Annotated in this window: 9 protein-coding genes; 8 read left to right on the top strand and 1 reads right to left on the bottom strand. The window is 59.4% G+C overall.

Annotated elements, in window-relative coordinates; all coding sequences use genetic code 11:
* Window positions 1-73 precede the first annotated feature (73 nt).
* The 8 genes from tuf (at window position 74) to CXY76_RS14530 (ending at window position 10,509) form a co-directional block, all read left to right on the top strand.
* Window positions 74-1,267 carry an elongation factor Tu gene (gene tuf / locus CXY76_RS14565; protein ID WP_088457194.1) on the top strand — a complete coding sequence of 398 codons (1,194 nt, stop codon included), beginning with the start codon at window positions 74-76 and terminating at the stop codon, window positions 1,265-1,267.
* A gap of 338 nt (window positions 1,268-1,605) precedes the next feature.
* On the top strand, window positions 1,606-1,827 hold the full coding sequence (locus tag CXY76_RS14560) for an antitoxin (protein ID WP_104165767.1): 222 nt from the start codon (window positions 1,606-1,608) through the stop codon (window positions 1,825-1,827).
* 724 nt (window positions 1,828-2,551) lie between these two features.
* Window positions 2,552-3,637, top strand: a complete 1,086-nt coding sequence (locus CXY76_RS14555; RefSeq protein WP_104165765.1) for an acyltransferase family protein — start codon at window positions 2,552-2,554, stop codon at window positions 3,635-3,637.
* Between the two features lie 346 nt (window positions 3,638-3,983).
* A complete protein-coding gene (locus CXY76_RS19280) occupies window positions 3,984-5,942 on the top strand; it encodes a glycosyl hydrolase (RefSeq protein WP_158253914.1) in 1,959 nt (652 codons plus the stop codon).
* Window positions 5,939-6,934: a glycosyltransferase gene (locus CXY76_RS14545; protein ID WP_146073467.1), complete on the top strand. Its 996-nt coding sequence runs from the start codon at window positions 5,939-5,941 to the stop codon at window positions 6,932-6,934. Before CXY76_RS19280 ends, CXY76_RS14545 begins: the two co-directional genes overlap by 4 nt.
* A gap of 109 nt (window positions 6,935-7,043) precedes the next feature.
* Window positions 7,044-7,772, top strand: a complete 729-nt coding sequence (locus CXY76_RS14540; RefSeq protein ID WP_104165759.1) for a hypothetical protein — start codon at window positions 7,044-7,046, stop codon at window positions 7,770-7,772.
* A gap of 87 nt (window positions 7,773-7,859) precedes the next feature.
* Entirely contained in the window at window positions 7,860-9,044 is a 1,185-nt protein-coding gene (locus tag CXY76_RS14535) for a lipopolysaccharide biosynthesis protein (protein ID WP_158253913.1), read from the top strand.
* A gap of 253 nt (window positions 9,045-9,297) precedes the next feature.
* Window positions 9,298-10,509: a hypothetical protein gene (locus tag CXY76_RS14530; RefSeq protein ID WP_146073465.1), complete on the top strand. Its 1,212-nt coding sequence runs from the start codon at window positions 9,298-9,300 to the stop codon at window positions 10,507-10,509.
* Between the two features lie 544 nt (window positions 10,510-11,053).
* Here CXY76_RS14530 and CXY76_RS14525 read toward each other — a convergent pair.
* The gene (locus CXY76_RS14525) at window positions 11,054-12,106 is read right to left on the bottom strand and encodes a glycosyltransferase (protein WP_104165753.1); all 1,053 of its coding nucleotides are present in this window, start codon (window positions 12,104-12,106) and stop codon (window positions 11,054-11,056) included.
* Window positions 12,107-12,298 lie beyond the last annotated feature (192 nt).

The following is a 12,298-nucleotide window of genomic DNA, read 5'->3' as shown; positions in this document are numbered from 1 at the left end:
CACACAAATCCAGCAGTTCCACCGGGCGTAAACCAACGTCCGGTGGAGCCGAGAGTCCTGAGGAGGACCCACAGTGGCCAAGGCCAAGTTCGAGCGGACCAAGCCGCACGTAAACATCGGAACGATCGGTCACGTTGACCACGGAAAGACCACGCTGACGGCAGCTATCTCGAAGGTCCTTGCCGACACGTTCCCTTCCAAGACCAACGTTCAGCGCGACTTCGCGTCGATCGACTCCGCTCCCGAAGAGCGCCAGCGCGGCATCACGATCAACATCTCGCATGTTGAGTACGAGACCGAGAAGCGTCACTACGCACACGTTGACGCTCCGGGCCACGCTGACTACATCAAGAACATGATCACCGGTGCTGCTCAGATGGACGGCGCGATCCTCGTGGTTGCCGCTACTGACGGCCCGATGGCTCAGACCCGTGAGCACGTTCTTCTCGCCAAGCAGGTCGGCGTGCCGTCCCTGCTCGTCGCGCTGAACAAGTCCGACGCGGTCGACGACGAAGAGATCCTTGAGCTCGTTGAGCTCGAGGTTCGTGAACTGCTCTCCAGCCAGGGCTTCGATGGCGACAACGCCCCCGTCGTTCAGGTTTCCGCCCTCAAGGCGCTCGAGGGTGACCCCAAGTGGGTTGCAAAGATCCTCGAGCTCATGCAGGCAGTGGATGACTACTTCCCGGAGCCCGTCCGCGACAAGGACAAGCCCTTCCTGATGCCGATCGAGGACGTCTTCACGATCACCGGTCGTGGAACCGTCGTCACCGGCCGCGCCGAGCGTGGAACCCTCAAGATCAACTCCGAGGTCGAGGTTGTCGGCATCCGCCCGACCATCAAGACCACGGTCACTGGTATCGAGATGTTCCACAAGCAGCTCGACGAGGCATGGGCCGGCGAGAACTGTGGTCTTCTTCTTCGTGGCACCAAGCGCGAAGACGTTGAGCGCGGCCAGGTTGTCGTCAAGCCGGGTTCGGTTACGCCGCACACCGACTTCGAGGGCACCGCGTACATCCTGTCAAAGGATGAGGGTGGGCGTCACAACCCGTTCTACGCGAACTACCGCCCGCAGTTCTACTTCCGCACCACGGACGTCACCGGCGTCATCACGCTGCCCGAGGGCACCGAGATGGTCATGCCTGGCGACACCGTGGAAATGACTGTCGCGCTGATCCAGCCGATCGCCATGGAAGAGGGCCTCGGCTTCGCTATTCGTGAAGGTGGCCGCACCGTCGGCGCCGGAACCGTCATCAAGGTTCTCAAGTAATTCAGTAGGCCTGCTCACTCGCTGAGCTAGTCAACAACAACAGGGTCGGTCCTTCGGGACCGGCCCTTTTGTCGTCCCCGCGACCGTTGGTCGAGCTTGTCGAGACCCTGCAACCCAACCCACTCGTCGCGCCCCGTCCGCTGGTCGAGCGCGTTTCGCTGGACGAGCGCGTCCGCTGGTCGAGCTTGTCGAGACCCCGCAACCCAACCCGCTCGTCGCGCCCCGTCCGCCGTTCGAGCGCGTTCCGCTGGTCGAGGGCGTTCCGCTGGTCGAGCTTGTCGAGACCCCGCGACCCGAACTAATCTCGTTACCACCCACCCCCAAGATCGGAGACCCAAATGAACCTCAACGACATCACCCGCAAGGCCCAGGAGTTCCTCAACAGCGAAAAGGGCGAGGAGATCTCCGACAAGGTCATCGACGGCGCGGCCGCGGCGGCCAACAAGGTCACCGGTGACAAGCACGCCGACAAGATCCAGAACGCCCGCGATGCGGCCGACAAGCACATCGGACGCGACGACGGCACCGTCGGCCGAGACAGCACCCCCGACCCGAAGTAGCATCCCAGGCCGCAACTGCTATCTCAGCCTCGACCCTCACGTGTTCGCTTGTGGCCGAGGTCAGCGTGCAGTGGGTTTTCAGCATTCCCGCGACCCCGACGCCGGTGCCACCCGTCGTGACAACGTTGGGTCGGTCCAACGAGGTTGTGTTCGTTTCATCGATGTCCTTTACACTCATCATGCGGTTCAGGTCGGCCACCAGCCGCTGTAGAAGGGCGTGGCTGAACGCCAACGAGCCAGACCCGCTCAAGTGGGTGGCATTGGCCGGGTAGGCAGGCGCGGAGGGGGCGTCCCGGGCGGCGACGTCCTCCCTGAGCGTGATGAACGGGTGGGCTCCTTCGGCTCCCTCGTCTGATGCGCTTTGCCTCATGCACGCGCCGGTCCTGGCGGCTATCGGAACTGGGGCATACCGAATTCCGCACACGACCCCAACCACCGTCTGCGTGAGGCTAGTCGTACGCCAGAGAGACGAATTGCCGAGACGCAGGGACTAACCGAGCGGACCGTTCAAGGACTACCTGATCCGGGCATATTCTTCAGCTCTCCGTGCCGGCTGAGGTTCAGTTCATTTGCGTCCCGATGTCGGCCAGAGACAACTGAATTGGTGAACGAGCTCGACCGTCGCATCGAACAAGCACTAGGTCGCCCCGCCCGCCACATCCACCAGATTCAAGGGTGTCCGCACGCTGGCAGCAGCGGTGACCGTGTGCGTTAAGCTACGGACGTGCCTACGACCGAGTTGACTCCCGCCTTGAGCTCGCAGGTCAGACGGTTGGTGTGGGCCGACAGCGCCAAAGCATTCTGCGTCATCATGGTCGTCCTGGGCCATGCGGTGCTCTGGTACGGCGTGACGACGGTGTCCGTTCCCCAGCCCGTTTATTACGCTTGGGTTGACGTGGTTTCGGTGCTCACTCCCGTCAGGATTCCTCTGTTCTTCATCCTGTCTGGGTACTTCGCCAAAGGAGCCATCGGCGGCAACTGGCGCCAACTCTTTCGCAGAAGAGTTGCCAGCAGCGGTTACTTCTACATGGTCTGGCTCGTTATTCTGACGGGAATTTATACGACCGTAGCGCACAACCCGTTCTTGCCTGGTGACTATGGATGGGCGAACGCTGCCATGCAGGTCCTCTGGCCAGAGAACCACCTTTGGTACCTATGGGCCTTGGCTGTTTTCGTCGTTCTGGCCAAGGTCTTGAGCCGAGTGCCGACGCACATTGTCCTTTCGATCACGTTCTTCGTGGGAACGGCCATGACGATTGCAGAGCAATCGCTGGCCAGCTCACTGATGCGGAATTTCTTCTTCTTCCTGCTCGGCGCGGTTGTCCCGCATGCGCTCGAAGCAGTGGTCCGTGTCGCGAAGTGGCGCTGGGTTCTGCTGGCAGGCCTCGGATACTTGACCGCTCAGTTACTTATGCAGCGTGTAGACCCGCATTGGAACCTGATCCCGGGATGGTTCGCTCCCCTCTGGATGATTCTCACTTTGATCGGCTCGTGTGCTGTTGTGCAAGGATTCGCAATCATCACTCGATCTCCCCGGATTGGGGCGATCGGACATTGGGTTGGAACGCGCACGTTGCCGATCTACGTGACCCACCTACCGCTCCTTATCGTCGCGAATGCGATTTTCGCGTGGGCAATGAGCGTCTCGTACTCCCCCCTGGCGATCGCCCTGATGCCCGTCATTACTACGGCTGCTGCAGTGTGTGTTGCGCTTGGGATCTATGAAGCCGTCTCCCGCGTTCCCTACATCCGATGGATCTATCGGTATCCCTGGGCTTCTGGCCGTGCGTCAACCGCGAGACGCGGCTGACGCTCGGTGGGCGGCGCCCCTTACTGGGCCACACGTCGGCGCAATCGGAGCCGAACGTGGAATAGGCTGATGCGGCAGGGGCTCACAGGGGGAGCGATCAGCTGGTACGTCGTATCGCACGTGCCACCGTACATTTGACTCTGTTGGGGAGCACTCGCCGATGACCAATCGACTTTCTACAAACGCGCGGCGGCGGAAGTCGCCCGCGCTTACGAAGCGGACTTGGTGGGTCGCGGGAGTCGCGATGACGCTCGCGGTTTCTCTCGGTGCGCTCCTTCTCGTCCAACCTTGGTCTGATGGCGGTGCTGCGAGTCCAACTGCCTCACCCTCACCGACCGCGGCTGGCGTGCTTCCAATCGGCTACGACACTCCGGCATCGGATTCCTTCGAATGGTGGACGCCGGAGCTCACCTCGGAGCACGTTAGCTTCCTCGGGTCCGACGACTTGCACGACGGCACCTCGGCCGTTTCGATAACAAGCGACCTTGCGCCCGGCTCTGGTGAGTCCGCACGGTTAGAGCAGAGCTTCTGGGCTGCGACTGGCGCCACGTACGCAATTGGATTCTGGGTCAAGAGCACCGACGCTGCAGAGGCTGCCGTTCGACTAACCCTGAATGCCGCTGCGGACGCCTATGTGCAGGTCCCAGCAGGAACATACGACTGGACGTATGTCGAAACCAACTACGTGCCCGACGCCGAAATGCTTCACTTTCGAATCTCGGTTGAGGGACCCACCGGTGGAACGACAATCGATTCTCTATCCGTCACTGGTCTGAGTGGTGGGGCGCTGCCACTGATGAACGGTGGCTTTGAGTCAAGTTCGTACGACCTTACAGTTATTAATCCTACGTTGCTCTTTCCCCAGGGCAGCACGAATCTGCAGCTTGCCACGCGACGGAGCACGACAGGCACTTTGAATTGGTCGGTGACAGATCGGGCCGGTGCAGTCGTCGACAGCGGCGACTCCGTTTTCGAAGACTCTCGAGCGATCGCCGACCTGCGGGAGCTGTCTCCAGGCCTCTACACCGCCACAATAAACGCGGTGGTGGGAGACCGGTCCGTTGACAGGTCGACGACTATTGCAGTCCTCGACGAGGATTCAGCTAAGGCAACGAGTTCAACTTCGCCGTTTGGTGTGTTCCTTCACTATGCAGGCGGGACGGAACGGCTGAACAACCTCATTGCGACATTGGGCACCGCCGGCATCAAGCACGCACGTATCGAAATGAACTGGGATTGGATTGAGTTGACTCCGGGCACTTATGCCTATCCGAAGCAAATACTTGACGCGACAGAGACGCTTTCCGAAGAAGGAATCAGCCCACTATTGGTTCCTGCATACGCCAATCCGCTCTATGACGATTACCGCACCCCAAGCTCGCCGGAGGGACTCGCAGCATACACGCGGTTCGCTCAGGAACTCGTCACCGGAGTCGAGCACCACGGCGCGGAAGTCGAGGTCTACAACGAGTTCGACCACACCTTCAACACTGGAGCTTGTGGGCACACCCCCGAGTGCTACATGGAGATGCTCACCGGAACTGCGACTGGAGTGAAGGCCGCCAATCCTGACGCGACCATCGTGGCCCCTGGAAATGCGGGCATGGGCATCCAGTGGGACTGGCTGAGCGAGTTCTTTGAACTCGGCGGTTTGGACTACACCGATGTGGTGAGCGCTCACCCCTATGTGCAGCCGGAGGCGCCGGAAATGCTGATACCTGAACTTGAGCGCCTCGGGCAGATGATCCGTGATTCAAACGGCGGGGAATCGAAGCCGATCTGGCTGTCGGAGATGGGCTGGGCCAGCGTTCCGAACTGGGTCACAGAGGAGTCTCAGGCCCAGTACCTGGTCCGAACAATGGCTATCGCGTTGGGTCATGGTGTGAGCCGCGTGTATTGGTTCGAGGCTGCGAACGGTAACGCAGTTGAAGGCAGCATCGAAGGGAACTTTGGGTTGTTTGAAGCGCCCTCGACGTTCCTGCCGGTGGCAAACGAGCCCAAGGAGGCTGCTGTCGCCCAAGCGGTTATGGCCAAGCAGATCGACGGGCTCACGTTCTCGTCAATTGATGAGACCGCGGAAGGCGTGTATTCATATGTCTTCTCCGGCGCAGGAACGGAAACCAGAGTCATGTGGACCACCGAACCGTCGAAGACTGTGACCGTCAGCAGTTCGGGGAAATTGAGCACAAGTGACATGTATGGCGCATCGGTGGCCACCGGGGACGATCCGAAGGCTTCGATAGTGGAACTGACCGGAAGCCCCGTCTATGTTTCCGGAGCTGTTACCGGGATTGTCTCAGAATGACGTCAGTAGGCAACTCCCGGCTCCTATTTTTGTCACCGGCCTTCTTCGGATACGAGACAGACATCGCAGAGGCATTCCGGGCGAATGGTCACACGGTCGATTTCTATGACGAGCGGCCAAGTAACTCGTCGCTTGCCAAGGCACTATTCCGGGTAAGCACACGGATCTCGCAGAATTTTGTGCGCAGCTACTACGCACGAATCTTACGTGAGACAAAAACGAACAAGTATGACTTCGTCGTTGTGGTGAAAGGCGAGGTCGTTCCGGCCTTCTTCCTCTTGGAACTTCGCGCCAGGAACCCTGAAGCACACCTGGTGTACTACTCCTTCGATGCGATGGCTCCGGGATCTCTGTCAGAAGCGAATTTGGGTCACTACGATAAAACATTCAGTTTTGACGCAGCTGACGTTGCCAGGTATCCCGCCCTCCATCTGAAGCCCCTCTTCTATTCAACGCAGTTTCACGCAGCAGAGACTGGTGTGGCCAGGCCTCACGAGCTGACGTTTGTGGGAACGATGCACTCTGACCGGTATGCGTTTGTTTCCAACCTAACCAAGTCGTTCGAGCACACCTACAGCTTCTTCTATGCGCCTGCGCGCTGGTTCTTTGCACTGGAAAAATACGTAACACGCCATCTCTCCGAAGTCGGATGGGCCGAAATCAGCTTCAACAAGCTAAGCAAGGAAGAGGTGTCGGCCGTCTTCCGAGGCTCTCAGGCGGTGCTCGACCTGCAGCGTAGTAACCAGGCTGGTCTAACGATGCGCACCTTCGAGGTGCTCGCCTCAGGAGCCATTCTGGTGACTGGAAACCAGGCGATACGTAATGCAGATTTCTATGATCCGTCGCGAATCCTAGTTATCGAGGACTACGACTCGGAGGGAGCGAGTGAGCGGCTCCGACAGGCGCTGTCGCAGCTCCAGCCAGACGGAAGTCTGCCCAGCGGGTTCGAGAAATACTCCGTAACCACGTGGGTGAAAGAACTGCTTTCCTGACAAAAACGTATCGCAGGCTGGCGAGTGCGGGAGAAGCGGAAGCTCGGGTGCCCTGCACTACGCTCGGATCTGAAACTCCGGCCTGTCAGCAGAAAAGGAATAAGTAAAGATGAAACGACTGATCACACTCGTCGTTGGTTTCCTGCCGGCGTCGACGCTCAAGAACATGTTTCTCCGCTGGCTGGGCCATGAGGTTGCCCGATCAGCATCGATCGCGCCCGTCGTACTTCTCGGCAATAAGCGCCTAATCGTGGGCGACGGGGCCCGGATTGGACCCTTCAACGTGTTTCGGAGCCTTGAGGTCGTGAGCCTTGGCGCTTGGTCTGAAATCGGCCAATTCAACTGGATATCCGCTGCTCCTTTCCTGGTGCACGCCTCCTCCTCGACCATCGCTGGTTCCTTCTCCTTAGGAGTCCACTCTTCGCTTACGAGCCGTCACTACCTGGACGCGTCCGGCGGAATCGCAATTGAGGAATTTGTGACGGTCGCCGGGGTGCGCTCCGTATTCATGTCGCACGGTATTGACGTAGCTGACAACGTCCTTGATTCCCTTCCCATTCGTGTCGAAAGATACGCGATGCTTGGCGGAAGTTGCAGCCTGGTCATGGGTGCAACGGTCCCTGCACACTCAGTAGTGGCAATGGGATCGGTCGTTACACGGGGCCTGGACACGCCATACGCTCTATATGCCGGAGTGCCGGCGCGCTTCAAGAAGCTGGTACCGGCGGGCGACTACTCGACGAGGACGCATGGAGCGGTTCCCGCTCGCCCCAAGAACCTGCTTAGCGCTCTGCCTCGGAAGACCCAGCAAACGCGACGGGTCGCCGAGAGTGAATAGCACCGACACGAGGCTCCCAGTCTCGCTCCAGCGGTCAGTTGCGACGGGCGCGAGGACCGAATGAACTGGATTCGTAAGACTGCTTTCTTGCTCCCGACCGTGAGTACCGGTTTGGTACGAGTTCTTCAGTTGGCGATCATGCTGGTGTTAGCGAATCGCGGCAGTGATACAGATCGCGATCTCTTGGTTGCAGGATTCGGACTCCTGACTTCCTTTGCGATGATGACGGACTCGGGTGCCGGGAATTTTCTCCTCTCAAGCCCGCTCGGACGGATCACAAGAAACGTCTACGCCCGTGCGGTCGGCTTTCATCTCACACTGGCAACGGTCGGAGCGGTGGCGGCACTTATCTTCATCGCTTGGCCCGCCGGGGGGTACATTCCTCCGACAGTCTTGGCGCTCCTGCTGGCCTTGGCTGTTACCCAAACAGTCGACAGCACGGGGCGGATTATCCGGATCCCGGCGATGGTCGCGAAGAAGGATGCGGCCTATGCGCTACCGGATGTCATCCTATTTCTGTTGAAGCTGCCGATCATCGTCGGAGCATTCCTTTCAGCAGACGTTCGTATGCTGCTGCTGCTGCCCCTCCCGTCGCTGGTGGTCGCGGCGGCTGCCCTATGGATCAGATTCAGGTCGCTTTCCCGTGCTCACCTGCGTGAGCCACGACTTACGCGTCGCATTCTTGAATTCGGAGTGACGGGTGCCCTGAGCGCTTTCTATTCGCAATCGCCGCTATTGATTGCCGCGGCGATCTTGCCTCTCAGTCAAATAGCAACGCTGACGATCGTCTATCGTCTCATTCAGGCGCTCGACTTGCTCCCAGGTACCTTGTCGCTGCAGATGATCCCTCGCGTGCGAGAACGAGGCACCAGCCCTTGGGCCTATTGGGCTTTGTTCTTTGCTGGCGGTGCAACGGTCGCACTTTGCGTAATACTCGCAAAGCCGCTGATAGAGCTGTTGTTTGGTCAGCAGTTCGATGACGTCCTCGTCTTCATTTTCGTCGCTCTATCCTTCGCTCCGAAATCCGGAAACTACGCACTCGTAGCCTTCCTGATGGGAGTCGGGCGAATCCGCTCACGCTTCGTGCTGACGCTGATCGCTTGCCTTGCCTCGGTGATTTTGTCGCTAATGGTTGTACACTCCACGGGCGCGACGGGCCTCGCCAGCGTCACATTGTTTGTGGAAATGGCCTTTACCGGTGGCGTTTGGATACTCCTGAGGCGTTGGCCGGTGAGCGCTGAAGCTCATTCGATGGCGGGAGCGAGACCGTAACTCGGCTCGGGTCAGGGTTTGTCTTGATCACCAATATGCTAGAAACGAATGTTCACGACCCGGGGGCTGGGTTTCAGACCTGGCTTAATGTAAGGGATACGCATTGACAGTCCTCGGTTTGGTCGTCCTGTTAGTCGGTGCCCTACTCCTGTTCCGGCGCCCGTCTTGGTTCCCATACCTCCTGGCCGTTGCCGCCGCGATCCCTCACACCGCTGCGGCGGTGGTCGGAGGCAGCGGAGTCAGCATCTTTTATATGTTGGCGATCCTCGCTTTCGGTCGTCTCGTATTCCTCGTCATACGCGGCGGGAAGCTGCTCAGCGTATTTGGGCGGCCAGTCAGCCGTCTTGCCCTGGGTTTCCTCGGAGTATTCCTCGCGTACGGAACGGCGATCAGCGTTCTTGGCCCCTTCCTGTTTGAAGGGATTGAAGTCTTCTCGCCTCGAGATGGCCTAGATCAGCAAGTGAATAACCTGAGTGAGCTTTCGTTCTCAGTGTCTAACTTCGCGCAGCCGGTTTACGTCCTGCTTGGGTGCGTCGTCGTTCTGTACTTGGGGATGGAACGCGAAGTCTCGCCACGTATTTTTGACGTCACTATGTGGGTGGGACTTGGATTGGCGCTGGCTCGCACTGTGGCACCGTCATTGTGGCCGACGGCGTTGTTCGAGAACGATCCGAACGTTTCCTATTCCGTCACGCAAGACGGTCTCCGCGGAACCTTCGGTGAGCCATCGCTATTCGGCCTGTTTCTTTCTGTGTGTATGGCGTACGCGCTGGCAAATGTGGTCGTCTCTCACGGGCGGAGGCGATTGCTGATGATCGCGGCACTTGTCCTCATCGTCGGTGAGCTGCTCCTGAACCTGGCGTGGACTGCATTGGTCGTGGTGCCGGTCGTTCTTGTCGTGGCCATGGTCGTCGGCTTCTGGGTTCTCACAAGGGACCGTACGCGTGTGCGGTGGGTAACGGTATCGGCCATCGGAGTCGTAGCACTTGTAGCCGCAATCAACGTCCAGTTTCTTGTCGGTCTGGTGCTCGGGCTTCTGGACGAGAAGCTGTCGAGCCTTTCGTTCGCAAATCGCACGGCCTCAAACGACGCCGCCTGGTCGCTCTTCCTGGATACTTGGGGAGTCGGGGTCGGTCTAGGAAGCAACCGCCCGTCGAGCCTCTTCTTCCTACTCCTGAGTTGCGTCGGTATCGTCGGGTTGGTCTGTTTCGTCGGCGTCGTCGTCCTTGTCGCTCTCGGTGCGCTAAAGGTCCCTTCCGCGCTGCCTGCAGCTTCTGCGCTGTTGGCTTGCGTGCTGGCTCAGTTCATCTCCGCGCCTGAACTTTCCATGCCGCTCTTCTGGCTGCTGTTAGGGCTTGTGTTCTGGGAACGACCACTTGAGATTCAATCCGAGAGGCCTGCCCGGCAAATGTCCCTCGCGCGGACAGGCAACCAAGCGTCCGGGTTGGCGGTTACCGACGCCTGAGCCGGGTAGCCACTGATCTGCGGACACTCTGGCGCGACTGGGTGCTTTGGCCTGTCGCAGACCGCCGTTGGTGCACTCATCCAAAGACGCTTTCAATGAGCCGCGAGTAGCGTCAGCGATGAAGGGCACGCTCATAGAACGGGTGCGTCGGACTGAGTATTGGATTGCAAGGGCTCCACCTGCGGGTGCGGGTGCACCATATGCCGTAAGCGCGATTCGCCCAGGCAAGACTTGAATCGGGCCGGCAGCTTCGATATGCGCCGCCAAATGGCACGCAGCGGCACAGAACAAGCAGCGGAGCAGGTGGGTAGTGGTTGGGTCGCTCCCGTCCCGCATCCGGGCAACCTAGTGACCGCCAGCGGGTGCCAGCGGGTGTGACGGCGCTGATTAGCGAGCTAGCCACCGACACAGACTGTGCTGGTGGTACCAAACCGCGCAATTGGTGGTGCTCTCGCGCGCGATTGGTGGTGCTGACCTGCGCGATTGGTTGTGCCCAAAGACTCAATGCTCATTGGACGGCACCGGGGAGTGCCAGCCGAGTGGGCTAAGCCCTTACTGCAATGCGGCGTATGCCTGACGCGGTCTCAGCCCAGGTGCCACCTACAACGGCCGCGGGCGTTGCTCCGCGCGACTGAACTGCCAGCTGAATCGCCACGGCAAGATTTGCAGGGTCTGGCTCGGAAACGAACAGACCAGCGTGGATTTCGTCCAGTCCGCTGTCAGAAGTGGACACCACCGGAATGCCAAAATACTGGGCTTCAGCCACCGGCAGCCCAAATCCCTCATCGCTTGAAGCAAGAACAACAGCGTCGGCGGTCTGAATGAGTGAGTTGTATTCGTCCGACTCTACAAATCCAGGAAAGTTGCAGCTCGTTGCAACGCCAAGCTCTCGGGACAACTTCTCCAGAGTCTCTTTCGTAGCACCGCGTGCTCCGAGCACTGTTAACTGAGGACGCGCTAGAGGTGGCATCTCGGCCAGAGCCTGAATCACCAGATCGGGACGCTTGTTGAGGTGGTGCCCGAACGTCACAATACGCTTGAATTCTGCCTTCCCGCGGCCAGCAAGGGCCGGAACCCAGCGTCGAGCATGATCGCGACCGTTTTCCACGATAAACCTGTGGGCGCGAGGTGCGTACTCGGCGGTTTCGGCGTCGGTCTTCGCGGAAATCGAGACGGTAGCGCCGGCACGATTCAGCGACATCGTCCAAAGGCGTCGATAGGCCCGCTGAAGAGCCCCAAACTCTCTCTCATTACGCATGTGTCGCCAGTCGTGAACAACGCACACGCGCCGAGCTCTTGGTGCCAAGGGGCTCGCGATCGAGCTCACGGACACGAGAACGTTCGCTCGGAATGCCCAGAAAAGGACCCCTGAAACCACGAGCTGGCCGACCATCCGCAGAGGGGCTGAATCGTTCGCCCAGACGACCACGCGCACGTTAGGTAGATCCTGAAGGGCCCCGCGAGTCCAAGCGCCACCAACTACGACAAGCTCGTCGTGCGGAAAGGCTTCAGACCAGGAATTGATGAGCTCCTCAGCGTACAGACGCATGCCGCCAGATAGAGAGGGGGCGCCGAGGGTATCAATGAGGAATTTCATATTCGTGAGATCCGTCTCCTATGTGTGCCGGCTGACATTCGACCGAACGAAACTCGCATTCGATATGTCCGGGTCTCGACCGCTCTAGGCATCGCGCTTTGGCAGAGGGAGCCCGAGGCCACTCAAGCTTCTCACAGGGGGAGCTGAGCGACGGGCATGGATTCCAGCGCTAGTTTGCGACAGATTCATCCG

This window comes from Cryobacterium sp. N22, from assembly GCF_002929555.1.
In the GTDB taxonomy this organism is placed as follows: domain Bacteria; phylum Actinomycetota; class Actinomycetes; order Actinomycetales; family Microbacteriaceae; genus Cryobacterium.
This window is presented reverse-complemented; position numbering and strand designations above follow the sequence as displayed.

Coding starts and splice junctions, on each gene's coding strand:
- CXY76_RS14530 (WP_146073465.1), top strand. CDS start 9,298: ATGTTGGCGATCCTCGCTTTCGGTCGTCTCGTATTCCTCGTCATACGC.
- CXY76_RS14540 (WP_104165759.1), top strand. CDS start 7,044: ATGAAACGACTGATCACACTCGTCGTTGGTTTCCTGCCGGCGTCGACG.
- CXY76_RS14545 (WP_146073467.1), top strand. CDS start 5,939: ATGACGTCAGTAGGCAACTCCCGGCTCCTATTTTTGTCACCGGCCTTC.
- CXY76_RS14525 (WP_104165753.1), bottom strand. CDS start 12,106: ATGAAATTCCTCATTGATACCCTCGGCGCCCCCTCTCTATCTGGCGGC.
- CXY76_RS14560 (WP_104165767.1), top strand. CDS start 1,606: ATGAACCTCAACGACATCACCCGCAAGGCCCAGGAGTTCCTCAACAGC.